Annotated in this window: 25 protein-coding genes and 1 pseudogene; 15 read left to right on the top strand and 11 right to left on the bottom strand. The window is 55.8% G+C overall.

Translation table 11 applies throughout. The features are described from left to right. Positions 1 to 56 precede the first annotated feature (56 nt). The gene (gene bioA, locus OCH02_RS08790) at positions 57 to 1331 is read left to right on the top strand and encodes an adenosylmethionine--8-amino-7-oxononanoate transaminase (protein ID WP_261430873.1); all 1275 of its coding nucleotides are present in this window, start codon (positions 57 to 59) and stop codon (positions 1329 to 1331) included. A gap of 4 nt (positions 1332 to 1335) precedes the next feature. Here bioA and OCH02_RS08785 read toward each other — a convergent pair whose 3' ends face one another. Further along, positions 1336 to 1737 carry a YkvA family protein gene (locus tag OCH02_RS08785; protein ID WP_261430872.1) on the bottom strand — a complete coding sequence of 134 codons (402 nt, stop codon included), beginning with the start codon at positions 1735 to 1737 and terminating at the stop codon, positions 1336 to 1338. A 167-nt stretch (positions 1738 to 1904) separates the two neighbouring features. Here OCH02_RS08785 and OCH02_RS08780 point away from each other — a divergent pair, with 167 nt between their 5' ends. Beyond that, positions 1905 to 2387, top strand: a complete 483-nt coding sequence (locus OCH02_RS08780; protein WP_261095505.1) for a kinase inhibitor — start codon at positions 1905 to 1907, stop codon at positions 2385 to 2387. Between the two features lie 248 nt (positions 2388 to 2635). Here the strand turns inward: OCH02_RS08780 and pgl are convergent, their stop codons facing one another. Continuing rightward, positions 2636 to 3631, bottom strand: coding sequence for a 6-phosphogluconolactonase (gene pgl, locus OCH02_RS08775; RefSeq protein ID WP_261430871.1), 996 nt, complete (start codon positions 3629 to 3631; stop codon positions 2636 to 2638). Between the two features lie 167 nt (positions 3632 to 3798). Here pgl and OCH02_RS08770 point away from each other — a divergent pair, with 167 nt between their 5' ends. Beyond that, on the top strand, positions 3799 to 4623 hold the full coding sequence (locus OCH02_RS08770; RefSeq protein WP_261430870.1) for a pyridoxal phosphatase: 825 nt from the start codon (positions 3799 to 3801) through the stop codon (positions 4621 to 4623). Positions 4624 to 4655: 32 nt separating this feature from the next. Here OCH02_RS08770 and modC read toward each other — a convergent pair whose 3' ends face one another. The 9 genes and pseudogenes from modC to OCH02_RS08720 form a co-directional block, all read right to left on the bottom strand. Further along, on the bottom strand, positions 4656 to 5723 hold the full coding sequence (gene modC, locus OCH02_RS08765; protein WP_261430869.1) for a molybdenum ABC transporter ATP-binding protein ModC: 1068 nt from the start codon (positions 5721 to 5723) through the stop codon (positions 4656 to 4658). Beyond that, entirely contained in the window at positions 5724 to 6413 is a 690-nt protein-coding gene (gene modB / locus OCH02_RS08760) for a molybdate ABC transporter permease subunit (RefSeq protein WP_218215623.1), read from the bottom strand. It abuts the gene before it with no gap. Further along, positions 6410 to 7183 (bottom strand): molybdate ABC transporter substrate-binding protein, encoded by a 774-nt coding sequence (gene modA, locus OCH02_RS08755; RefSeq protein ID WP_261430867.1) that lies wholly within the window; start codon positions 7181 to 7183, stop codon positions 6410 to 6412. Before modA ends, modB begins: the two co-directional genes overlap by 4 nt. 286 nt (positions 7184 to 7469) lie before the next feature. Beyond that, positions 7470 to 7613 carry an AcrZ family multidrug efflux pump-associated protein gene (locus OCH02_RS08750; protein WP_012005736.1) on the bottom strand — a complete coding sequence of 48 codons (144 nt, stop codon included), beginning with the start codon at positions 7611 to 7613 and terminating at the stop codon, positions 7470 to 7472. A gap of 168 nt (positions 7614 to 7781) precedes the next feature. Continuing rightward, complete coding sequence (locus OCH02_RS08745; protein WP_261430866.1) at positions 7782 to 8567, bottom strand: ABC transporter ATP-binding protein; 786 nt, start codon at positions 8565 to 8567, stop codon at positions 7782 to 7784. Beyond that, positions 8564 to 9609: pseudogene (locus tag OCH02_RS08735) on the bottom strand (FecCD family ABC transporter permease). Before OCH02_RS08735 ends, OCH02_RS08745 begins: the two are co-directional and overlap by 4 nt. A 1-nt stretch (position 9610) precedes the next feature. Continuing rightward, positions 9611 to 10366 (bottom strand): class I SAM-dependent methyltransferase, encoded by a 756-nt coding sequence (locus OCH02_RS08730; RefSeq protein ID WP_261430863.1) that lies wholly within the window; start codon positions 10364 to 10366, stop codon positions 9611 to 9613. A 1-nt stretch (position 10367) separates the two neighbouring features. Next, a complete protein-coding gene (locus OCH02_RS08725; RefSeq protein ID WP_261430862.1) occupies positions 10368 to 11369 on the bottom strand; it encodes an ABC transporter substrate-binding protein in 1002 nt (333 codons plus the stop codon). Positions 11370 to 11376: 7 nt separating this feature from the next. Continuing rightward, on the bottom strand, positions 11377 to 13542 hold the full coding sequence (locus OCH02_RS08720; protein ID WP_261430861.1) for a TonB-dependent siderophore receptor: 2166 nt from the start codon (positions 13540 to 13542) through the stop codon (positions 11377 to 11379). 204 nt (positions 13543 to 13746) lie between these two features. Between OCH02_RS08720 and modE the strand changes: the two genes are divergently transcribed. The 12 genes from modE to OCH02_RS08660 form a co-directional block, all read left to right on the top strand. Then, positions 13747 to 14538 carry a molybdenum-dependent transcriptional regulator gene (modE, locus tag OCH02_RS08715; RefSeq protein ID WP_261430860.1) on the top strand — a complete coding sequence of 264 codons (792 nt, stop codon included), beginning with the start codon at positions 13747 to 13749 and terminating at the stop codon, positions 14536 to 14538. Between the two features lie 90 nt (positions 14539 to 14628). Next, positions 14629 to 16101 (top strand): molybdate ABC transporter ATP-binding protein ModF, encoded by a 1473-nt coding sequence (gene modF, locus OCH02_RS08710; protein WP_261430859.1) that lies wholly within the window; start codon positions 14629 to 14631, stop codon positions 16099 to 16101. 118 nt (positions 16102 to 16219) lie between these two features. After that, positions 16220 to 16792 carry a cysteine hydrolase family protein gene (locus OCH02_RS08705; RefSeq protein ID WP_261430858.1) on the top strand — a complete coding sequence of 191 codons (573 nt, stop codon included), beginning with the start codon at positions 16220 to 16222 and terminating at the stop codon, positions 16790 to 16792. A 153-nt stretch (positions 16793 to 16945) separates the two neighbouring features. Beyond that, positions 16946 to 17764: a CPBP family intramembrane glutamic endopeptidase gene (locus tag OCH02_RS08700; protein WP_261430857.1), complete on the top strand. Its 819-nt coding sequence runs from the start codon at positions 16946 to 16948 to the stop codon at positions 17762 to 17764. 286 nt (positions 17765 to 18050) lie between these two features. Beyond that, on the top strand, positions 18051 to 19103 hold the full coding sequence (gene galT, locus OCH02_RS08695; protein WP_261430856.1) for a galactose-1-phosphate uridylyltransferase: 1053 nt from the start codon (positions 18051 to 18053) through the stop codon (positions 19101 to 19103). Beyond that, entirely contained in the window at positions 19100 to 20251 is a 1152-nt protein-coding gene (gene galK, locus OCH02_RS08690) for a galactokinase (protein WP_261430855.1), read from the top strand. The genes galT and galK overlap by 4 nt, the downstream gene beginning before the upstream one ends. Next, positions 20245 to 21288: a galactose-1-epimerase gene (gene galM / locus OCH02_RS08685; protein ID WP_261430854.1), complete on the top strand. Its 1044-nt coding sequence runs from the start codon at positions 20245 to 20247 to the stop codon at positions 21286 to 21288. Before galK ends, galM begins: the two co-directional genes overlap by 7 nt. A 196-nt stretch (positions 21289 to 21484) precedes the next feature. Continuing rightward, positions 21485 to 21823, top strand: coding sequence for a PsiF family protein (locus tag OCH02_RS08680; RefSeq protein ID WP_261430853.1), 339 nt, complete (start codon positions 21485 to 21487; stop codon positions 21821 to 21823). Between the two features lie 339 nt (positions 21824 to 22162). Beyond that, positions 22163 to 22915 carry a 2,3-diphosphoglycerate-dependent phosphoglycerate mutase gene (gene gpmA / locus OCH02_RS08675; RefSeq protein ID WP_012005722.1) on the top strand — a complete coding sequence of 251 codons (753 nt, stop codon included), beginning with the start codon at positions 22163 to 22165 and terminating at the stop codon, positions 22913 to 22915. A gap of 420 nt (positions 22916 to 23335) precedes the next feature. Then, on the top strand, positions 23336 to 24184 hold the full coding sequence (locus OCH02_RS08670; protein WP_261430852.1) for a DUF3289 family protein: 849 nt from the start codon (positions 23336 to 23338) through the stop codon (positions 24182 to 24184). Beyond that, positions 24168 to 24635: a DUF943 family protein gene (locus tag OCH02_RS08665; protein ID WP_261430851.1), complete on the top strand. Its 468-nt coding sequence runs from the start codon at positions 24168 to 24170 to the stop codon at positions 24633 to 24635. The genes OCH02_RS08670 and OCH02_RS08665 overlap by 17 nt, the downstream gene beginning before the upstream one ends. An 81-nt stretch (positions 24636 to 24716) precedes the next feature. Continuing rightward, positions 24717 to 24947, top strand: a 231-nt coding sequence (locus OCH02_RS08660) for a DUF3289 family protein (protein ID WP_261430850.1), incomplete at its 3' end; no start/stop codon positions are given.

Here is a 24947-nt window from a genome sequence, read left to right as displayed (position 1 = left end):
GTTTAGATATTGTGGATATACTGTCAACCATTACGAATATGATTTGGTTTACAAGTATGTCTATCACTGCCTCTGACCTTGAATTCGATCAGCGCCATATCTGGCACCCGTACACTTCCATGAGTCATCCGCTGCCCTGTTACCCGGTCGAAGCTGCCAGCGGGGTTGAACTGCAGCTGGCCGATGGCCGACGTCTGGTTGACGGCATGTCCTCCTGGTGGGCGGCCATTCACGGCTATAACCACCCGCAACTGAACCTGGCTGCCACCCAACAGCTGGAAAAGATGTCGCACGTGATGTTCGGTGGCATTACCCACCCCGCCGCGATCGCCCTGTGCCGCAGGCTGATAGCGATGACGCCTGAGGCATTGCAATGCGTATTCCTGGCGGATTCCGGCTCGGTGGCCGTAGAGGTGTCGCTGAAGATGGCGTTGCAATACTGGCAGGCTCGCGGGGAACGGCGGCAACGCATTTTGACCCTGCGCCACGGCTATCACGGCGATACCTTCGGTGCCATGTCAGTGTGCGACCCGGACAACTCGATGCACAGCCTGTATCAGGGGTATCTGGCGCCGCACCTGTTCGCTACCGCGCCGCAGTGCGGTTTCGACCAGGCCTGGGATGAAGACGATATCGCCCCCTTCGCCGCGTTGATGGAACAGCATGCCGGGGAAGTGGCCGCGGTGATCCTCGAACCGGTGGTTCAGGGGGCAGGCGGCATGCGTATCTACCACCCGACCTATCTCAAGCGGGTGCGTGAACTCTGCGATCGTCATCAGGTGCTGCTGATCGCCGACGAAATCGCCACCGGTTTCGGTCGCACCGGCAAGCTGTTTGCCTGTGAACATGCCGACGTGGTGCCGGATATTCTGTGTCTGGGCAAGGCGCTGACCGGCGGCTATATGACGCTATCTGCCACCCTGACTACTCGCCACGTAGCGGAAACCATCAGCAACGGTGCAGCCGGTTGCTTTATGCACGGACCAACCTTTATGGGCAACCCGCTGGCCTGCGCGGTAGCCAACGCCAGCCTGTCGCTGTTGGCGGAAAACCGCTGGCAGCAGCAGGTCGCCGCTATCGAAAGTCAGTTGAAACAGCAACTGTTGCCGCTGAAGGCACTGCCAAAAGTGGCGGATGTGCGGGTGTTGGGAGCGATTGGCGTGGTAGAGATGCGTGAATCGGTGGATGTGGCACAGCTACAGCGTGGCTTTGTCGAGCGCGGCGTGTGGATCCGGCCATTTGGCAAACTGATTTATTTGATGCCGCCGTATATCATTGAACCCGAGCAGCTCAGCCGTTTGACCGCCGCCGTAGCAGCCGCAGTAGAGTAATAGCTTACCAATGCTGGTCCAGATAACGGGCCAGCCACACCAGACACCCCACCCACAGCAAAATAATCATCGCCGCCGCCATCCGGCCGGTTGGATTATCGATGCGCCGTTGCGCTTTCTCACGAAACTCCGCCATCAGCAGCTTGGGGATCATCCACACCGCCAGCATAATGCCCAGCGGCACGATAATCACATCGTCCAGATAGCCCAATACCGGAACAAAATCCGGGATCAAATCTATCGGCGACACCGCATAACCCGCAACCAGCAGAGCGACCAATTTGGCATACCAGGGTGTACGCCGGTCACGAGCCGCCAGCCACAATGCATAAATGTCGCGCTTGATGCCCCTGGCCCAGCGGCGCAACCAGCCAAACCACGGCGTGCGTTTTTTGAATGAAATCATGATTACTTTATATCGAACTGTGAATGATAGTTATCGCGAATGTAGCCTCGCAGTTAATTATGGTAACCCATAGATAAGGCTACTGGCGAGATACAATGCTGCTTGTATTGTTCCGCCAAAACGGTCTAGCTTAGGAGTTCTGCTTTTACCGACAACAGGGAGCCACCATGACTTTTCGTTTATACAGCAATGAGTTGCAGGACGGCGCAAAAATGCCGGAGCGTCAGGTGTTTAACGGCATGGGTTATCACGGCGATAACCTGTCACCACATCTGGCCTGGGATGGCGTGCCGGAAGGCACCAAGAGCTTTGTGATTTCGGTATACGATCCCGATGCCCCGACCGGCTCCGGCTGGTGGCACTGGGTGGTAGCCAATATCCCAGCGGCAACGCGTGAACTTCCTCCGGGCGCAGGCTCTGGCAAAGGTGGCCTGCCGGCCGGGGCAATCCAGACCCGCACCGACTTTGGTTCTGCCGGTTACGGCGGCGCAGCCCCGCCGCAGGGCGAAAGCCACCGCTATCACTTCACCGTGCATGCGCTGGACGTAGAAAGCATTGAGGTGGATGAAGGCTCCAGCGGCGCACTGGTTGGTTTTAACGTGCACTTCCATAGCCTCGGCAGCGCTACGCTGACGGTGAAATACAGCTGATTATTGGTTAATAAAAGGCTCTTTCGAGCCTACTTTCCAATAATTCATACCCTATGGATTTCAAGTTGCAGCTAGGCGACCAGCTCGCTCATCCCCAGGCGCTGACTTAAGTAAGTAACTGGGGTGAGCGACAAATCTGTCGGGAACAGATTTGAACGCTGCTTGCAGCGGCCCCGAAGGGGCAAGACCCCCGGATGGGTCTTGTAAAGCAGGTAACAACGCTGCAGCTTGAAAGACGACGGGGATTTTTACTTAGCCAGGATGCTTACCCACATCGGGCCCTTACCTACCGGGTACCTTGCCAGCGTGGTCAGCTTGCCGCTGGCCTGCTCAATCTCATACACCCCGATATGACCGGACTTCTGACCGGAAGAAATCACAAAGCGGCCGCTGTGGTCGATATTGAAGCCACGCGGCTGCTCTTCGGTCGGATGATAACCGACCACCGACAAGGTACTGCCATCTTCGGACACGCTGAAAACCGTCAGGATACTGGCGGTACGGTCACTGGTGTACAGGAAGCGGCCGTTCGGCGTGATATGAATATCCGCCGCCCAGCGGGTACCGTTGAAATCGGTCGGCATGATATCCAGCGTTTGCACCAGAGTATATTTGCCGCCGTTTTCGCTGATGGCGAATACGTCTACCGTGCCATCGAGCTCATTGACGCAGTAAGCATATTTGTCATTAGGGTGGAATGCCATATGACGCGGGCCTGCGCCGGTGGCAGTCGTCACGGCTTCCTGAGCGTGCGCTGTCAGTTCACCTTGCAGATCCAGATTAAACAGACGGATGCGATCTTCTTTCAGGCAAGGCACCAGCAACAGTTGATTGGTCGGGTCGATATTGGCCGAGTGCGGCGCGCTCAAACCGTCGATCTGCTGGATAGGCGCTACCACCACGCCATCATGGCCGATAGGGCTGACGCTGGCACAGTTACCGCTGTAAGAAGCGGAAAACAGATAGCGCCCCTGTAAATCGGTAGAAATATGGGTCGGGCTGCCAGGCAAGGGTGCCATACCGGCCTGTTGCAATTTGCCGTCCGCCTCAATGCGATAGCTGACAATACCGAAAGCCGGGCGCACACCCACGTACAGATGCGTTCTGTCCGGATGGATCGCCATCGGTTGCACCTGGCCCGGCGCCTCGACGGTCTGCAGCAACTCTAACGCACCCGCGTCGCTTAACTGCCACACGTGAATCTGTTGGCTTTCCGGGCTGGCGACATAAACGATTTGCTTCATGAATTCTCCTTGAATAGGGTAAAAGAGAAACCGGTTTCAGGTTTTTCGGTTTCCCCTAGCTTACCTCACATCCGTGACCTGTTGCAGATGAAATCTGTGCGGTTTTATCCGTTGCTTATCCGGTGTACCATCAGTTTAATTTTGTTGCTAACGATAATGAGATCCCTATGAGCTACCGCGTCATTGCCCTCGATCTGGATGGCACCTTGCTGGACAACCAAAAACGCATTTTACCGCAGTCACTGGCAGCCCTGGCCCAGGCGCGCGCCGCCGGCGTCAAAGTCGTGGTAGTCACCGGTCGCCATCATGTGGCGATCCACCCGTTCTATCAGGCGCTGGAGATAGACACTCCGGCAATCTGCTGTAACGGCACCTATTTGTATGACTTCCAGCAGAAAAAAGTGCTGGCGGCCGATCCGCTGGAAAAAGATCGGGCCAAGCTGGTGTTGCAGATGCTGAAACAAAGCGACATTCATGGCCTGATGTACGTGGACGACGCCATGCTGTATCAGGAGCCGAGCGGCCACGTCACCCGTTCATTGGCCTGGGCAGAAACCCTGCCGCCGGCGCAACGCCCAACGCTGTTGCAGGTTAACAGCCTGGTTCAGGCGGCCGATGAGGCGCAGTCGATCTGGAAGTTCGCCACTTCGCATGCCGACATTCCTGCGCTGCGCCGCTTTGCCGAAACGGTAGAAAAAGAGCTGGGGCTGGCCTGCGAATGGTCGTGGCACGATCAGGTCGATATTGCCAAAGGCGGTAACAGCAAAGGGAAACGCCTGCAGCAATGGGTGGAGTCACAGGGTTTAAGCATGAGCCAGGTGGTGGCCTTCGGGGATAACTACAACGATCTCAGCATGCTGGAAGCGGTAGGCCTGGGTGTCGCCATGGGTAACGCCGATGACGCCATCAAACAACGCGCCGATCTGGTGATTGCCGATCACCTGCAGCCGGGCATTGCCGAAGTCATCCGCACTCGAGTCTTGGGTCAGTAATGCCGTCGCCCTCCCCACCGGGAGGGCCGAATTCAACGCGCCTCGCGGCTGATCGACACGCTTTTGACCTGCGCATACAGCCACTGCCCCGGCCGGATCGCCAGTTCGTCTCGCGCCCACGGCGTAATACGCGCCCAGAGTACACTTTCTCCTACCGCCAGTTTCACCTCCACCTGCCCGTCAACCTCCAGGCACTCGGTCACCCTGGCCGGCAAGACGTTGCGGATACTGCTGTTGACCGGTGGTTGTAATACCAGCGAAACATCGGCCGCGTTGATGCGGATACGCAATTGGGCACCCAGGGCGGCGTCGACGCCGCTGACCCATAATCGCTGGTCACCCAATGCCAGCGCCGTCATCGCATAACGCGTGTGATGTTCAATTACGCTGACGCGCAGCACGCTGCTCTGATCCTCACGCTGCAGCCAGGGCCGCAACGCGCTGCTGGCCCACACTTCCTCCAGCCCGCCGAACGCCCTTACCTGGCCGCTGTCGAGCACCATCACCTGCTCCGCCAGGCGCAGAATTTCGTCCATGCTGTGGCTGACGTAAAGAATGGGGATATTAACGTCCTGCGCCAAACGTTCCAGATAGGGCAATAGCTCGCGCTTGCGTGGCAAGTCCAGTGAGGCCAGCGGCTCGTCCATCAACAGCAACTCCGGCGCGGTCAGCAAGGCGCGACCAATCGCCACCCGCTGTTTTTCACCGCCAGACAGCGTCAATGGCAGACGATTAAGCAACGGAGCGATGCCCAGCAGCTCGACAATATTGTCAAACTGCGCGCGCATACCGGCCGCCATACCGTATTGCAGGTTGCCGCGTACCCGGTAATGCGGGAACAGGCGTGCGTCCTGAAACACATAGCCAATGCGACGTTTTTCCGGCGGCAGGCACAGGCCACGGGCGGTATCCACCAGCGTGCGACCATTAAGGACAATACGCCCCTGCTGCAAGCGGGTCAGGCCACCGATGGCGTTGATTAGTGAGGTTTTGCCGGCACCGGACAGGCCAAAAATCGCGGTAATGCCCTGAGCAGGCAGATCGGCACGCACATTAAGATTCAGATCGCCAAGGCGTTGGGAAAAATCCAGCTCCAGCATTTATACGCCCATCCGTTTGCGTCCCCAGCGGGCCAGCCACTCGGAAACCATCAATGAAACCAGTGACAGCACAATAGCAATCACGCACAGGCGTGCGGCGGCAGATTCAGCCCCCGGCGTTTCAATCAGGGTATACATTGCCGACGGGATGGTACGCGTCTCACCGGGAATATTGGAAACAAAGGTAATGGTGGCGCCGAACTCACCCAGCGAACGGGCAAAACCCAGCACCACGCCGACGATCAATCCCGGTAACGAAAGCGGCAGGGTAATGGTGAAAAACACCCGCCATGGGTTGGCACCAAGAGTACGGGCAGCCTGTTCCAGACGGGTATCTACTGCCTCCAGCGCCAACCGGATGGCGCGGACCATCAGCGGAAAGGCCATCACGGCGGAAGCCAGGGCGGCACCGCGCCAGCTAAAGCTGAAACTGAAACCGAACCAGTCATACAGCCATTCACCAACCGCGCCGCGCCGCCCCATGGAGATCAGCAATAAATAGCCCACCACCACCGGCGGCAGCACCAGCGGCAGGTGAATAATACCGTCCAGCAGCGACTTGCCGGGAAACTGACAGCGGACCAACACCCAGGCCATCAGAATGCCAAAAGGTAAGCTGAACACCACCGCCACGGAGGACACTTTCAGGCTCAGCTCAACCGCCTGCCACTCATACTCGCTCAAAATCATTTACGCGGGGAGAATCCATAATGTTTGAAAATAGCCGCCGCTTCCGGGCTCTTCAGGTAGCTGTAGAACGCGCTGACGGCCGGTGTCTGATGACCTTTAACGATGGCCATCGGGTATTCAACCGGTTTGTGACTGTCTTCCGGGAAGATAGCCACTACGCTGACTTTATCACTGGCTACCGCGTCTGAGCCATAAACAATGCCCAGCGGCGCTTCACCACGCTCCACCAGCGTCATGGCACTGCGTACGTTGTTGGCACGCGCCAGTTTAGGCTCCAGAGCAGTCCAGGCCCCCAGATTTTGCAGTGCTTCCTTGGCATAGATACCGGCCGGTACGTGATCCGGGTCGCCCACCGACAGGCGGCCGCCATTAAGCAGCTTCGTCCAGTCTGTCTGCTTATCGAGCGTGATTTTAGCCTGTTTGGCATCTTTGCCGGCGATCAGCACCAATTCGTTACCCAGTAAGGTATAGCGGGTGTCTTTGACCATCTGCTGTTTATCGATGGCATAATCCATCCACTGCTGATCGGCGGAGATGAACAAATCGGCCGGAGCGCCCTGCTCTATCTGGCGTGCCAGCGTGGAAGAGGAAGCGAATGAGGAGACGACCTGAACATCCTTGCCCTTCTGATACTGGGTTGCGATGTCCTGCAAGGCGTTAGTCAGCGACGCCGCCGCAAAAACGGTCACTTTTTCCGCCGCAGAAGCCTGCATAACCAGACCGGACACCAATACGATACCGCCGACCCACTTGGTCCATTGCTGTTTCATTGTTTTCTCCGCAAGTTAACGTGCATTATCACCCTTCGTTATATAAAAAATAATATAACGTCACGCAGAAGCTTGTCATGCGGTTTATCGGCACAGTGGGAGATAACTTGAGAAACACCCACCGAACGATGCCGGCGGGTATATACCCGTCATCTTTCAAGCCGCAGCGTTGTTATCTGCACTTGCTCCCCCCAGTAACTTACTCGAGTAAGCGCCTGGGGATGAGCAAGCTGGCCGCCTGGCTGCAACTTGAAAGCTATAGGGTATTAATAGAGGAAAGGTGGTGCTAGGTGCGGTTCTCTTTAGAATGACCCACTTTGGAGAATACGTTGAACACCTCGCCCAAACCGTAGATCAAACCGAGAATGATGGCCATGACAATCGGCACCATCACTACGGCGAACAGCAAACTTATCAATAATTCCATCATGGTAGCCTCACTTAACTGCCATTGAGCGGTAATGAACACCGCTACCTGTGTTTTACTTTAAACCAAAATACACACTAAAACGTGGTTATTTTAAAGACTGGACGAAATTTGTAACCGGCCAAACGTGCCATTTGTGCCGCAAGCTATAATCCCTACAACCAATGAGCACTACTGGGCCGGGTAATAGATCAGCGGTGCGGCATAATCGCCAACCGTCGCCAGTCGAGCTTCTACACCATACACCTGGTCAATAATTTCCGGCGTCAACACCTCCTCCGGTGAGCCAAATGCGTGCATATACCCCTGCTTTAGCAGCATCAGACGGTCGCAGTAACAGGCCGCCAAATTCAGGTCATGCAGTGACACCACCACGCTGATGCCCAGTCGTCGCAGTAAAGCCATAAACTGTTGCTGGTGGGCAATATCGAGATGATTGGCAGGCTCATCCAGCAGCAACCACGGGGTTTGCTGTGCCAGTGCCCGCGCCAAATGAACCCGCTGTTGCTCGCCACCGGACAATTGATGCCATTCCCGTTCGGCAAGCCGCGAAATGCCCACTTGCTCCATCGCCAGCCCGGCAATGCGGTAGTCTTCTGCGCTAAACCCCGCCCAGCGGCTGGCGTAAACCAGGCGCCCGAGCAGCACCACGTCTTTTACCGGTATGGCAAAAGCCCCGGGTCCGGACTGTTCGAGGAAAGTCATACTTTTGGCGCGTTCACGCCCTGACAGGCTGGCGATGTCGGTATCTTGCAGATAAACCCGCCCAAGCTTCGGCGAAATCAACCCTGCCAACAGCTTGAGCAAGGTGGACTTTCCGCTACCGTTGACGCCAAGCAACCCGGTAATTTCACCGGGGCGGGCATGGAAGCTAAGGTTCTCCAATACCCTTCTCTCCGGCGTTGACCAACCCAAGCGTTCGGCACGCAGTCCCGGCAAATCCTTTGCAGCCGTCATGCGTTTATTTTCCGATACAGCAACGCCAGAAACACCGGCACGCCCAACAGGGCGGTCAATACCCCCACCGGCAGCTCGCGCGGCGCGAACAGGGTTCTGGCCAGGGTATCTGCCGCCACGGCAAATAGCGCACCGCACAATACGCTGGCCGGCAGCAGTACCCGGTGACGCGGCCCAACCAGCAGCCTGGCGACATGCGGCACCGTCAGGCCGATAAACCCCACCGCGCCGCTGAACGCGACGATAACGGCGGTCAGCGCCATAGTGATGACATACAGCAACAGCTTCAGCGGCGCCACCGCCACCCCCAAAGAGGCCGCCGTCAGACCGCCAAAGGCCAAGGCATCCAGCTCCCCGCCCTCATCCAGCAAACCAGCAACGCCAGCGCCAGCAGTAGCGCGACCAAACCGACCTGTGACCAGCGGGCGTCACTGAAGGATCCCAGCAACCAGAACATCACACCGCGGGTGGCATTGGCATCCGCCTGCCACAAGGTAATCAGCGAGGTCAGGGCTGAAAGCAACTGCGTGACAGCCACCCCGGCCAGAATAAACAGCGTTGACTCCGCGTGCAGAGAACGCCCGGCAAGCAGTAAAACCAACGAAAATGCCCCGGCCGCGCCGATAAACGCCCCGCCGGATACCGACAACAGGCCACCGCCCAGCCCCAACACCAGCACCAAAACCGCACCCACTCCGGCGCCGGAGGAGATCCCCAGCACCCAGGGGTCGGCCAACGGGTTGCGCGTCAGTGACTGCAGAATAGTGCCGGCCAGCGCCAGCCCGGCGCCTGCCACCGCCGCCAGCAAAGCTCTCGGCATTCTCAGCGACCAAATTATTCGTTGATACACTTCGGTGTTGCCCTGAGCATTAGCGCCACCGGGATCAGATAAAATCTGCCATGCGTCATACAGCGATATCGGCGCCGGTCCGTACAGCGAAGCGCCCAGCAAAAACAGCGGCAGCACCAGAGCCAGTATTAACAACCAGCCCCCTGAGCGCCCCGGCAGCAGAGTGAAACGGCGACGTACAGACCCGTCCATGCTATTTCCAGCCTGCAATCACGTAGTCATCCAGCAACTGCCAGACAGGCCCGGCCTCGGTGAAACCCGCCTGCCTCAGGCTGGTAACCTGAAAGTCCAGCGCGGTCGCCGGGGGAACCGGCCGCCCGGCAAACAGGCTTTCGCGCGCTTGTCGATATTGCGCCAGTTCCGGCAGCTCCTGCACGTTGGCAAACCACCGATCCCAATCCTCAACGCCGTCCTGCCAGGCCTGTTGTTGCGTCTGTTCATCATGCTGTTCGGCCAGCGCTTTAACCCGCGGGTGCCGATGATCAAAGCGCTGATGATCGGCGTTCAAAAAAACGCCACCGTCAGGCAACAGCTCGGCGATATTGCGGTACAAAACCCCCTGATGCTCCGGCATCAGCCAGTGCAGCGCAGTGCTGGAAACCACCGCCTGCGGTGCCAGGCCGTCGAGAGATGCAAAACACTCCGGGTCGGCAAGATCGGCCTGAATGATACGGATCCTGTCACCGTATTGCGCCAGTGCACCCCGCGCGATAGCCAGCAATAACGGATCGAGATCCACCGCCGTTACTCTGGCCTGTGGGAAGCGCTGAAGAATGCGCAGGCTAAGCGATCCTGGGCCACAGGCCAGATCCAGTACCTGAAAATCCTGGCCCACCGAGAGCTCCAGCACGTCCAGCTGGGCATTAAAACGTGCTTCCCGCTCGGCGATGTAAGCGCTCTGTTGTTGATCCCACGAGGCCAGCAGTGAAGAGAATGAAAACGAGGACATATCAGGGTTCCTTATTGGAGGTGGCTAAGCGTAAGGCCTGCTGCTGCAGGCCCGTTATTAAGCGGTGCAAAGCCGCAACCGTGCGGACCGAAGGATCCAGATCATAGCCGGGCAAAATCACATAGCGTTTTTGCCGCACGGCACGCAGGCTGGCGGTCAGGGGGTGGTGCTCTAAAAAATGGATTTTATCTTTGGCGCTGTCGCCAAGGCCGCCACGGGGCAGATCGCCAAGTACAATCAGATCGGGATCGCGGGCGGCGATAGTTTCCCAGGAGACGGTGGGCCAAAGTTCGGGCAGATCGCCAAACAGATTTTCGCTGCCGACCTGCCGGGTTAGTAGTGCCGGTGCGCCGCAGCAGCCAGCCACATAAGGGGTTTGAGTGCCGGCATACCACCAGAGTATCCGTCGATGAGGGAGCGCTGCCGCCTGCAGCCCCAGATCACGCAGCTGAGTTTGCAGATGCTGAATTAAGATTTCGGCGTCGCGGGAAACATCAAAAATGCGGGCGATATCCCGCAGTTCGGCAAAAATGCCGTCAAAGCTGGCCGATGAGCTGGCCGCGCTTTGCTGACCTCCGCAGACATTGGGCGAGAGATAGGTGGCGATCCCCCACTCTGCCAGCCGGTCGCGATTGGCTGTTTCCGGACTGTTGAACCAGTAATAGCTGGCCGAATAGATAAAATCCGGGTTCAACAGCAGCAAAGATTCCCCCGCCGGTGGCGCAGTGGCCGACAGTTGGCTCAGTACCTTGCCCCATCTGGCAGGCACCGGAGAAGAAGCTGTATCCCGCGCATAGTCATAGCCAATAATCCCGATAATGCGCTGAGCCAACCCCAGTGCCAGCAGGTTTTCCAGCGCGGGGTTGGCGTACACCAGCACGCGTTCCGGCACCACCGGGTAACGGTACTGTTGGCCACAGTTGTTGAGCGCAACAGGCCCGGCCTGCACCAGCGTACTCAACAGCAGCCCCAGCGCGAGCAACAGGCGAATTATCGGCTGCATGACGCTATCAGAACCTCACCGAAATAAAACTTTCATAAGTTCGCGACGGTGCAATCAGCACCTGATCCGGGTAGGTTCGCTGGTAGGCATACAGTTGATTGGTGGCGTTTCTAATGCGTACCCCCACGTCGACCACCGGCGTGAGCTGATAGTCTGCCGCCAGATCGAGCGTGGTATAGGCCGGCATTTTGCGTTGGTTGGCATCGTCGTTATAACTGCTGCCCACGTAGCGCAGCGATGACGTGAGCCCCAGTTGCTGAGTCGGCTTGTAACGAGCGGTGAGGTTGGCGGTCCAGTCGGGGATGTAAGCCGGGCGATTGCCGTTATAACTGCGCAACGGGCTACCACCGCGATATTCATCATAGCGGGCGTGAGTATAGGCCGCGTTGGCAGCCAGCTCCCATTGCCAGCTGGGACGCAGCATCAGGCTTAACTCTACGCCACGCGAAGTTTGCCGCCCGACCGCATTCAGCGTATCCGGCTGTTGCGCATTCGGCACGAACAGGTTGTCCTTGCGCAGTTCGTACAGCGCCAACGTGGCTTCGCCCTTGCTATCCCAAAACTGCCCCTTGGCACCGATTTCCCACTGGCGCGCCCGGGTGAGCGGCAAGCCGGTTTGCGCCGGGCTTAAAAAGAACAGATCGTTGCCAGGCTCCTGGCCGGTGGTGAAGTTGGCATAGATATTAAGATTGTCAGTTAACGCATAGCTGGGGCCCAGGCTCCAGATGCTGAAGACGTAGGTGTGCTGATGGGTTTCCTCTTGCGGACTCTGGAAATGCCAATCCATCTGCATATGGTTGTACCGTAACTGCCCCAGCAGGGTTAAGCGGTCGGTCAGGCTGAAACGGTCTTCGAGAAATCCGGCGTACTGGTTTTGCGTGACGTGGCGAACCGGGGTGCGCTGACGGTCCGTTCCCTGTGAAAAATCTTCTCTGACCGGTGCCTGCAGTGGCACATTTTCAGAGCCGGGAAAGCCGTTGGAGTAGTACTGAAAGCGCCGTTTGCTCACATCAACACCCATCACCAGCCGGTTGTCAAAACCGCCCAATGGCCGATCGAACACCAGTGAACTGCGGTTACCGATCAGACTGTCGTCATGGGCCAGCGCACCGAAAGAATCACGGTTGACGTAACCGGGCTGAGTCGCCGCCGAGGTACGAAAGCGTTCAACATTTCGCCACTCACGAAAGCCGCTGTAGTAGTAAAACTGGTTATGCAGCTCGATTTCCGGCGTGGTGAACCAGTCCAGACTGGCCTGGAACGAGGTCGCGTTGCTCTGGATCCGGCTGTCGGTCAGGTTGTTGTAGTTAATATCGCGCAGTTCGCGGGCAATCTGCCCTTCCACCAGCGGCGTGCCGTAGTAAGGATTGGTGGTGCGGTTAAGCATGCGATCCAGGCTCAACGTCAGCAGAGCATTCTCTGTCAGCTTAAATAGCAAGGAGCCTGACACCCGTTTCTGTTTGTCACGCTCATATAGCACGTTGGTGCCGCTGTCGCTGCCGCTGACGTCCAGCCGATACGCCGCCACGTCATCCAACAACGTTCCCCCGGAACCGAGATGCAGGCGCTGGCTGTTATAACTCGACAGCCCGTAGTCGAGCTCAACGGGCTGGCGGCTGAAGGTCGGCTGGCGCGAGATCAGATTGACGCTGCCGCCGGCGGCGCTCAGACCATTCAACACCGAGCCGGGGCCGCGCAGAACTTCTACGCTGCCGTAGTGGGAAGGGTCCGCTAATTGGAGGGTACTGCCGGGAGTTTCGACACCGTTATACAGCCAGGATACCGGCCGGAAACCGCGGAGCGAAAAGTTATTGCTGAGCGTCGGCGAGGCCACGCCTGACATACCGGGCGCGTGTTCAACCACCTCTGCCAGCGTCCGATCGCCACGCTGCTCAATAGCCTGCTGACTGATAACATCGACACTGCGCGGCGTTTCCTGGCTAGTCAGGCCCAGGCGTGAAGCCGTCTGGGTAACGGTATTTAACCCGCCATAAGGGCTTTGCGCCTGGGCTGATGCTTCAACGGTCACGCTGTCTTCGCAGCGCGGTGAGTTTTCGGTTTTACTGCAGTCCGCGGCGGCCTGTACGGTGCCCGACAGGCTGAAAAACAAGGCCGTGGCCAGATAATAAGGTGGTTTTTTGGGCGTGACGAAACGCCGACGTGCAGCACTCATTTACAGCATCCCTGTGGTGAAATAAAAACCCGGTACGGCCGAAGACCGTTATTGTATTTTTTGTTATGTTATAACATACCACAAACCGGAGGCCAGTTTTTATTGTCCCTGTGTCACCGCGCCCATCACGGTTGGCGACGCATCATTTGGCGCTTTGTCCACAAATCAGCGACAATAACCCTTTTGCAGCCGACAGGACGTGTTATGCAGGCCGAAATTCTTCTTACTCTCAAACTCCAGCAAAAACTGTTCGCCGATCCGCGCCGTATCGCGCTGCTTAAGCAGGTCCGACACACCGGCTCCATCAGTCAGGGGGCTAAATTGGCAGGCATCAGCTATAAGAGCGCCTGGGACGCGATTAACGAAATGAACCAGTTGGCGGAGCAGACGGTGGTGGAACGCGCTACCGGCGGCAAAGGCGGCGGCGGTGCTCAGGTAACCCATTATGGTGAACGGCTGATCCAGCTTTACGATCTGCTGGGGCAGATCCAGCAAAAAGCCTTCGACGTACTGCAGCAAGACAACCTGCCACTCGACAGCCTGCTGGCGGCCATCTCACGTTTTTCGCTGCAAACCAGCGCGCGCAACCAATTTTTCGGTACGGTGATCGAACGCGACCATCAGCAAGTGCAGCAACATCTGGATATTTTACTGAACGACGGCAAAACCCGTCTCAGCGCAGCCATTACCCAGCAAAGCGCCGATCGACTGCAGCTCTCGCCCGGTAAGGAAGTGCTGGCATTGATTAAAGCGCCGTGGGTAAAGCTGAACACCGATCCGGCACTGGCCGGTGCGGCAGACAATTCACTGGCTGGCGTGGTGGCCAGCATCCAGCCAGGTGCCGATCACTGCGAAGTTTTGGTCAGGCTAAGCGGAGGCGAAACCCTGTGCGCCACCCTGACCACCCCGGAGTTACAACAGCTTAAATTGCAGCCCGGCAGTGCAGTATATGCCTTGTTTAACGCCGATCGCGTGATTGTCGCCACGTTGTGTTAAACGCAACGTAACGTTGCATTTTTGCCGATTGACATCACCCTGCAATGCGCCTATTTCTAAACAAAATAATTGCATAAAAAGGAACAGGTGATGTCGTCGTTGCACATTTCGCAAGGTTCATTCCGCTTAAGCGATACCCGCACCCTGACGCTGGATGCGCTGGATATTCAGGCCGGCGACAGTTGGGCCTTTGTCGGCGCCAACGGCAGCGGTAAATCTGCTCTGGCTCGCGCGCTGGCCGATGAGCTGGTGTTATTGAGCGGCGAGCGGCGCAGCGATTTCCGCCATGCGGTACGTATCTCTTTTGAACAGTTGCAAAAGCTGGTCAGCGACGAATGGCAACGCAACAACACCGACCTGCTCAGCCCTGGTGAAGAAGATACCGGCCGTAGCGTGGCGGAAATCATTCAGGAAGAGCTCAAGGACCCAGCCCGCTGCGCGCAATTGGCCAAACAGTTCGGCATTACCCCGCTGCTGTCACGCCGCTTCAAATATCTTTCCACCGGTGAAACACGCAAAACCTTGCTGTGCAGGGCGCTGATGCCGCAACCCGACTTGCTGATCCTCGATGAGCCTTTTGACGGGCTGGATGTCAATTCGCGCGCCCAATTGGCTGCGCTGCTGAGCGATCTTTCAGGGCATGGCTATACCCTGGTGCTGGTACTCAACCGCTTTGACGAAGTGCCGGACTTTATCCGTCAGGTGGGCGTATTGGCAGACTGTACTTTGGCAAGTCAGGGAACACGGCAGCAGGTGATGGCGGACGCACTGGTCGCCCAACTGGCACACAGTGAGAACCTGGATGGTCTGGCGCTGCCGGAAACCGAAGATCCCGCGCAAAAAACCACGCTGCCGGCAGACCAACCCTTAATCACCCTGCGCGATGGCGTGGTCAGTTATAACGATCAACCGATCCTCAACCATCTCGACTGGCAGGTTAACCCCGGTGAACACTGGCAGATCGTCGGCCCGAACGGTGCCGGTAAATCCACCCTTCTCAGCCTGATCACCGGCGATCATCCTCAAGGGTACAGTAACGATCTTACCCTGTTCGGTCGCCGTCGCGGCAGCGGCGAAACCATCTGGGATATCAAACGCCATATCGGCTACGTCAGCAGCAGCCTGCATCTGGACTACCGCGTCAGTGCCAGCGTGCGTACCGTCATCCTGTCCGGCTTCTTCGATTCGATAGGCATTTATCAGGCAGTGTCCGACCGCCAGCGGCAATTGGCCGACCAATGGCTGGCGCTGCTGGGGCTGGGTGGCTCAAAGGGTGAAGCCCCATTCCACAGCCTGTCCTGGGGCCAGCAACGGCTGGCATTGATTGCCCGCGCACTGGTCAAGCACCCAGCGCTGCTGATCCTCGACGAGCCGCTACAGGGGTTGGATCCGCTCAATCGCCAACTGGTGCGCCGTTTTGTCGACGTGTTGATCGGCCAGGGCGCAACCCAGCTGCTGTTTGTTTCGCATCATGCAGAGGACGCGCCACAGAGTATTACCCACCGCCTGAGCTTTGTGCCTGACGGCGACGGCTATCGTTACCAACGCGATGCGCTGAACTGAAAAATCCGGATGGGTGGCCTTACCACTCATCCGATGACATATCCGGCAACACTTCCCCGGTAACACATCACATTTGGCCTTTTATCATAAGTGGAAAGGGTTCGTTTCTGGAGACACTATGTCCGCCGCACTGATTATTATCGATCTTATCGACGATCTGATTGGCCCCAAAGGACGTGCAAATCATTGTCGTGAACAGGTGATCGCGCAAAATCTGATTGCCAACACCAATGCCGCTGCGGCTTACGCTCGGGTACGCAAAATTCCGGTGATTTGGGTGCGCGTCGGCTTTGCCGATGACTATCACGATATTCCTGCCCACTCTCCGCTGTTCAACCACCTAAAACAGATCGGCGCGCTGCGTTTAAGCAGTGCAGGTTGCCAGTGGGATAAGGATTTGCAGGTCTTACCGGCGGATTTTCAGTTCGAAAAGAACGGTGTTTGCGCCTTTGCCGGTAACAATTTGTTAGCCTGGCTGCAGCAGCATCACTGCCATCATTTATTGCTGGGCGGCGTCAGTACCCCGCTGGCAATAGAGAGCACCGCCAGACAGGCGCACGACGCCGGTTTTCAGGTCAGCATCTTGCAGGACTTGTGCGCCGCGCCGACTCTGGAGATGCACCAGCAGAGTCTGGATATTCTGCAGAATCTGGCGGAAATCACTCGTTCATCGACCTGGATGAAGGGCTGAACGCACTATTTCACCCACTGCACCGACCTTTACTGTCATTTCACTGTGCTACTATCCAAAATAGTGCCCAACTCACCGATCATTAGCACACCGATAAAGCAATGATTGCCTTCGGTAATGGGCACCGTGTGCATATTTTAAAGGGACATAGTTATGTGGGGCGTACTGGCTACGGCGTTATTCTTTTTGCCATTTAACCGGCTTATTGCCTGGGTAATTTTGGCTGCATCGGCAGGAATGGGGATGTACCATGGAGTACTGACCCCGCTCAGCCTGGCGTGTTTATTAGGTATTTTCGCTCTTGCAGGATTGCGACACCATTTTCGTGCTCAGCGCAATCTGGCGGTTGCACTCGAAGTGCTGGTGGTCGCGAGCTGTGTGGCGCTATTTCTGCATTGGGTGCCGGGGTTCCATAACCAGTTGATGATTGACGGTGATAAAGCCGGCCCATTGAGCGCGCCGTTCACCATGTATTACAACTTCGACAAGGCGCTGGTGCCCTTCCTGCTGTTTGCCTGTTTGCCGACGTTGTTTACGGCACAAACCGGTAAAAGCGCGAACAAATCCGGTTGGATCGCGCTGATTATCAGCGTTCCGGCCTTGCTGCTGTTGGCGGTGGCTCTCGGCGGCCTGAAGATTGAACTGCATGCCCCAGCCTGGATCCTGGTATTTGTCATGGCCAACCTGTTCTTTGTCTGTATGGCCGAAGAAGCCTTGTTTCGTGGCTATCTGCAGCAACGTCTCAGTCAGTGGTTAGGGGCCTGGCCGGCCTTGATTATCGCCGCACTGATCTTCGGCGCTGCGCACCTGGCTGGCGGTATGCTGATGGTGGCTTTCGCTACGCTTGCCGGGCTGATTTACGGTCTGGCGTGGATGTGGAGCGGCCGCCTGTGGGTGCCGATTCTGTTCCACTTCGGGCTTAATCTGACCCATCTGCTGCTGTTCACTTACCCGCTGTACCAGCACCCCTGATTTTCATAACCGGCAGGTAAATCCCTGCCGGTTATGCCGGTGAAAACGCTATCACTCACCCCTGATTGTTACTTTTCCTGCTTTATCTCCCCCTGGCGTACTGGCCGTATTCTTGCTTGTTCCAGGTTGTGTAAACGATTCCATTTTTCGCTCTGGATCACCTTTTTACTCCAAAGGGCATGCTATATTTTTGGCCATAGCTATCCATTTACATGAGTGAAAGGTGCGTTAGCGGCAGGTGAAAGCGATTACACACAGCCGTAGCGACCAAGAAAAAGGAACCGTCATGACGGATTTTAATCCCATCGATCATCCCCACCGCCGCTACAACCCGCTGACCGGCCAATGGGTATTGGTATCCCCCCACCGCGCCAAACGTCCCTGGCAGGGCCAACAGGAAGCCACGCAGCTTGAAACACTGCCGCAGCACGATCCGGACTGCTTCCTCTGTCCGGGGAATACCCGCGTCACCGGTGATAAAAACCCGAATTATCAGAACACCTATGTGTTCACCAATGACTTTGCCGCGTTAATGACCGACACCCCGCCGGCGCCAGAGAATCAGGATCCCTTAATGCGTTGCCAGAGCGCACGCGGCACCAGCCGGGTGATCTGCTTCTCCCCCGATCACAGCAAAACCCTGCCGGAGCTTACGCTGCCGGCCCTGGAAAGCGTGATCGCCGCCTGGCAGGAACAGACTACCGATCTGGGGCGCAGCTATCCGTGGGTGCAGGTATTTGAAAATAAAGGCGCGGCGATGGGCTGCTCCAACCCGCATCCGCATGGTCAAGTTTGGGCCAACAGTTTCCTGCCCAATGAAGCTGAGCATGAAGATCGCCTGCAGCGCGAGTATTTCCAGCAACACCAATCCTCAATGCTGCTGGACTACGTGCAGCGCGAACAGGCTGACGGCAGCCGCACGGTGGTGGAAACCGAACACTGGCTGGCGGTCGTCCCCTACTGGGCCGCCTGGCCGTTTGAGACGCTGCTACTGCCGAAAACCGCAGTGCAACGCATGACCGATCTTGGCACCGCAGAGAGCCGCGATTTGGCGCTGGCGCTGAAAAAACTCACCAGCCGTTACGACAACCTTTTCCAATGTTCCTTCCCTTACTCCATGGGCTGGCACGGCGCACCGTTCAATGATGCGGATAACCGCCACTGGCAGCTGCATGCCCATTTCTATCCGCCACTGCTGCGTTCCGCCACGGTGCGTAAATTTATGGTGGGTTATGAGTTGCTGGCGGAAACCCAGCGTGACCTGACTGCAGAACAGGCCGCAGAACGTCTGCGTGCCGTTAGCGATATTCATTACCGTGAAGCCGGAGCCAAAAAATGAGTTTGAAGAACCTTACCCACACCCTGTTTACCGAACATTTTGGCTACGCGCCCACGCTGACGATTCAGGCTCCTGGCCGGGTGAATTTGATCGGCGAACACACCGACTATAACGACGGTTTTGTGCTGCCGTGCGCCATTGACTATCAGACAGTGATCGCCTGTGGCAAACGCGACGATCGTCAGATCCGAGTGATCGCCGCCGATTATGAAGGCCAGCAGGATCAATTCTCTCTCGACAGCCCGATCGTCAGCCATCCGGATCAACGCTGGTCCGATTATGTTCGCGGAGTGATCAAACACCTTCAGCAGCGTAACGCCGATTTTGGCGGGGCGGATCTGGTGATTTCCGGTAATGTGCCGCAGGGTGCCGGTCTCAGTTCTTCTGCCTCGCTGGAAGTTGCCGTTGGCCAGGCCATGCAGGCGCTGTATGCCCTGCCGCTGGATGGCGTAGCACTGGCGCTCAATGGTCAGGAAGCGGAGAACCAGTTCGTCGGTTGCAACTGCGGCATTATGGATCAGTTGATTTCCGCACTCGGTGAAAAAGACCATGCGTTGCTGATCGATTGCCGCACATTAGAGACCCGGGCGGTATCGGTGCCGGAAGATATTGCCGTGGTGATCATCAATTCCAATGTGAAGCGCGGGTTGGTAGACAGCGAATACAACACTCGTCGCGAACAGTGTGAAGAGGCCGCACGCTTCTTCGGCGTCAAGGCACTGCGCGACGTCAGCCCGGATCTGTTTTTCCCGATCGAGCACGAACTGGATCCGATCGTCGCCAAACGAGCACGCCACGTGATCAGCGAAAACGATCGAACCCTGGCCGCAGCCGATGCTCTGGCCGCCGGTGATATGAAAATGATGGGCAAATTGATGGCAGAGTCACACGCCTCAATGCGCGATGACTTTGAAATTACCGTACCGCCGATTGATCGGCTGGTCGAAATTGTCAAAACCGTTATCGGCGAGCGCGGCGGCGTGCGCATGACCGGCGGCGGCTTTGGCGGTTGCATCGTGGCCTTGATGCCGCTGGCGCTGGTGGAGTCGGTTCGCGAAGCCGTAGCACGCGAGTATCCGTTGCAGACCAACGGGCTGAAAGAAACCTTTTATGTCTGCAAAGCGTCAGAAGGGGCCGGTACATGCTGAAAAACAGCCTGACGCTGGCTCCTGACGGCCAGCCTTACCAGTTAACCCAGTTGAAAAACGCCGGCGGGATGACGGTCACGCTGATGGATTGGGGCGCAACCTGGCTTTCCGCCCTGCTACCGCTGAAATCAGGCAAAACGCGTGAACTGCTGCTGGGTTGCCAAACACCGGCGGATTACCTGCAGCAGGCAGCCTATCTGGGGGCTACCGTCGGCCGCTATGCCAACCGCATCGCTAACGCCAGCCTGTTGATTGATGGCAAGCCGCATTCGCTGGTGGCCAATCAAGGGGAACACCAGTTACACGGCGGGCTGGAAGGCTTCAACACCCGCCGCTGGCAGATTATCCAGCAGGATGAACAGCAGGTGAGCTACGCGCTGCATTCGCCAGAGGGCGACCAGGGTTTTCCCGGTAACCTCGACGTGCAGGTCAACTACCGCCTCACCGCCGATAATCGCCTGGAAATCAGCTATCAGGCGCGGACCGACAGCGCCTGCCCGGTTAATCTGACCAACCACGCCTACTTCAATCTGGACGGCGCCGGCACCGATGCCCGTCACCAGCGGCTGCAACTGTTTGCCGACCGTTATCTGCCGGTCGACAGCGAGGGTATCCCCAGCGCCTCCCTAACCCCGGTAGAAGGCAGTGGCATGGATTTCCGTCGCCCGAAAACCCTGCTGCAGGATTTTTTGAGCGATCGCGACCAGCAACGGGTTAAAGGCTACGACCACGCCTATCTGCTGCACCGCACCTGTGGCGCGCTGGATTGCCCGGCGGCTCACCTGTGGTCGGCCGATGGTCAGGTGCAAATGAGCGTGTTCACCAGCGCACCGGCGTTGCAACTCTACAGCGGCAATTATCTGGGCGGTACCCCGGCACGTGATGGCGGCAGCTATGCCAATTATGCCGGGGTAGCGCTGGAAAGCGAATTTTTGCCAGACAGCCCAAACCACCCGGAGTGGCCGCAACCCAGCTGTTGGTTGCAGCCAGGGCAGCAATATCTCAGTGCCACCCATTATCAGTTTTATCCTATTTGACCCGCTACGCCCCTTGCCACGCGGCAGGGGGCCGTTTGTTATAAATGCTTACCTTTTTACCCTTCCCCCCCACTGGCGGTCGCCTTTCCTTATTCCAGGACGCGCACTAGAATCAGGCTACGGTGATAAGCACAACACCTTGTGCAAGGTCACAATTTTCGGCCACCCCGGCCGGTCAATAGCTGAAGGAACACCTATGCGTCTGATTACTGCACTTCCATTGCTGGCAGGTTTACTGCTGAGCTCAAACCTGATGGCTGCCGAAACTGCGACAAAAACGCCGTCCCCGGCGCAGGCTGCACAACAGAAACGCATGACCGATTGTAATCAACAGGCCTCTGGCAAAGCGCTGAAAGGCGCGGACCGCTCCACCTTTATGAGCACCTGCCTGAAATCCGAAGGCACCGCTGCGACCAAAACCTTGACCCCGCAGCAGCAGAAAATGAAAACCTGTAACGCCGACGCCAAGACCAAAAGTCTGAAAGGCGACGAACGTAAAACCTTCATGAGCAATTGCCTGAAAAAATCGGCCTGATCCCCCTGCTCTTGCGGCACGGCTGAATTTCCTTTAGCCGTGCTGCCTTCCCTTTCGGCGCCCGCCTGAACGATTCAGCTTTTCCTCGGCGCAGCACTTACTTTGCGGCAAGAAATTGGCTATGGTTAAACACTATCGATTGCCGAGCCACCGGCCGCGGCAATATAATGATTTTCGTTATCATTGAACGATACCCAAAATAATTCGAGTTGCAGGAAGGCGACAAGAGCGAGAATCCCGATAAGCTTACTCAAGTAAGTGATTCGGGTGAACGATCGCAGTCAACACACCTGCAGCTTGAAGTATGACGGGTATATCAGATTATTAAGGAGTTAAGTTATGGCTGTAACTAAGCTGGTTCTGGTGCGTCACGGCGAAAGCCAGTGGAACAACGAAAACCGCTTCACCGGTTGGTATGATGTTGATTTATCCGAGAAAGGCCGTACCGAAGCGAAAGCTGCAGGCGAACTGTTGAAAAACGAAGGTTTCGCTTTTGACTTTGCTTACACTTCCGTACTCAAGCGCGCTATCCACACCCTGTGGAACATTCTGGACGAACTGGATCAAGCCTGGCTGCCGACTGAAAAATCCTGGAAGCTAAACGAGCGTCACTACGGCGCGTTGCAGGGCCTGAACAAGGCTGAAACCGCAGAAAAATACGGTGATGAACAGGTTAAGCAATGGCGTCGCGGCTTCGCCGTTACCCCACCAGAGCTGACCAAAGATGACGAGCGCTACCCGGGCCACGACCCACGTTACTCCGCGCTGACCGAGCAAGAGCTGCCGCTGACCGAAAGCCTGGCGCTGACCATCGATCGCGTGATCCCTTACTGGGATGAAGAAATCCTGCCACGTATCAAAAGCGGCGAGCGCGTTATCGTTGCTGCTCACGGCAACTCCCTGCGTGCGCTGGTGAAATACCTGGATAACCTGAGCGAAGACGAGATCCTCGAATTGAACATCCCAACCGGCGTGCCGTTGGTGTATGAGTTCGACGAGAACTTCAAGCCAATCAAACGTTACTATCTGGGCAATGCCGACGAGATCGCTGCTAAAGCGGCCGCCGTGGCAAACCAGGGTAAAGCGAAGTAATCTTCAAAAAACCTAGTTTTGACCGGTAATACAGATCTCTTAAGAATGTCTGAACGATCCCGGCAGTAAAAGACAATCCGGAGTCAACCCTGACTCCGGATTTTTTATGTCTGAACCTGATGTAATCACAAGGGCTAGCCCCTATTCGGAGCAATGACCAACCATTCAATCCGGCAAGATTCGCAACATATAAACACGCGGATTGAGAGTATCAGACATAGGCAACCAATAGAGGTTGATGACATTCTGCTGAGAGGTTAAGAGGATAGCGGTGATACCCGCCATGGCCTTTTATCCGGAAACGGCCGAAAATCCGAATCTGCACAGGCATTATTGAACAATATTTACACTACAATCGGCTATGACCTATTATCCATGGATAAGGACCGCAATGGACGACGACACAAGGAATGTATCGCCATGCCAACATTACAGTTTCCCTGCACTATATTCAAAACCCAAAAACGAATGGACGACTATGGCGCGGAGGATATGCGCTGCGGTGATTTAAGCGAATCACAGTTAAAAAATACATTTAATCTGGCCGACATCTCTGCCAGGGTTAATCCGTTCACCTTGACGAAAATCACCCCGTTCAGCCAGCCACAATCACTGGCGCATGGTTCCCGCGGTGAGGACGAGAAAATTACCCGTGAGGCATGCGCCAACATTCTGTTTGATGAATTCCGTCACCTCTCGCAGCCTTTCTCCGTATATGGTCCCTACAAGCCGCTGATCGAAAAGATGATCACCCATATGCAGAATGGCAAAGGTTCGCCCTTCACCAGTACGCATCTGGATGCGGCTTTGAAGGAGCATGTTTTGAGTGACAATTCTAAAAATAGTACACGTCTTTTATTAAGCGCGGCCTTTGAAAAAAATATAGACTGGGAGAATAGATGTTATCCGTTAGGTAATAATGGAAGATTAACAGATGCAGTATCCTTTGGGCGATTACCTAAATTTGACAGATTCCAGGATAATTTTAACGGCATGGGCATCACTGTTCACGATACCTGGGCAACTCATATCACCATAAAGTCACTACAGATTGATAATAACCGCTATCGTGCGATTGTGCACTACAAGGTACAGGATCACTTCGGCCTGGACGGTGACGATATTTCAAACTCTAAATTTAACCGGCTCCGTTTTTTCCGTATCTGGTTTGTACTTCAGCGATACCATCAGTTTGGTTTTAAACCCTTTATGACCAATATGGAAGCCACTGTAGAAATTACTGGGGGACGAAATGAAGGAAATAAATAAAAAAATCCTAGCAGTGCTATCACTAATTGGTTTCGCTATGCTTGGTTATTTATTCTGGTTGTCGTCACGTCCGGTAGAAATCATATCTATCCATCAGAGAAATAACTATAGTTCTGTTTTAGTAAAAAATTTTCCTTTTAGCGATAAAAGGAAGGTAAATTGGTGGCTAAAAAATAAGGAGATATTGAAAGAGAAATATAACATACCCAAACCTGCTTCAGATGGTTTTTATACTGTGATATTTTGGGACTTTGGTGACGGATATAAAGAAGAAGGTAAGTATGACAGGTTATGTTTTGAAGATATGAAAACACAGAAAAATTGCATTGATAAAAATGCAATTTTCTCTGTGGACCATAGTAAAAACATGGGTACTATCTTTGTTGTATATGATGGCAGCGATTATCGTTTAGACCACAATGGTGAGATAGTAAAAATACAACACAAATAAAATTTACTTTATCGTATAGGGACAGTAAGAGAATTCTCATTTTTCCCGTTTACGCCAGGCGCTACCCCAGCGGAGAGAAAAATGGCACAGCCTGCCCTGCTTTCGGTAAGCCGACAGGGAGAGTTGCTCAACATTTACACCGCAGTCGGTCATGACCTATTATCCATGGACAAGGACCGCAATGGACGACGACACAAGGAATGTATCGCCATGTCAGCACTAGAGTTTCCCTGCACTATATTCAAAACCCAAAAACGAATGGACGACTATCGCGCGGAGGATATGCGCTGCGGTGATTTAAGCGAATCACAG

This window comes from Serratia quinivorans, assembly GCF_946227985.1.
Lineage (GTDB): Bacteria > Pseudomonadota > Gammaproteobacteria > Enterobacterales > Enterobacteriaceae > Serratia > Serratia quinivorans_A.
This window is presented reverse-complemented; position numbering and strand designations above follow the sequence as displayed.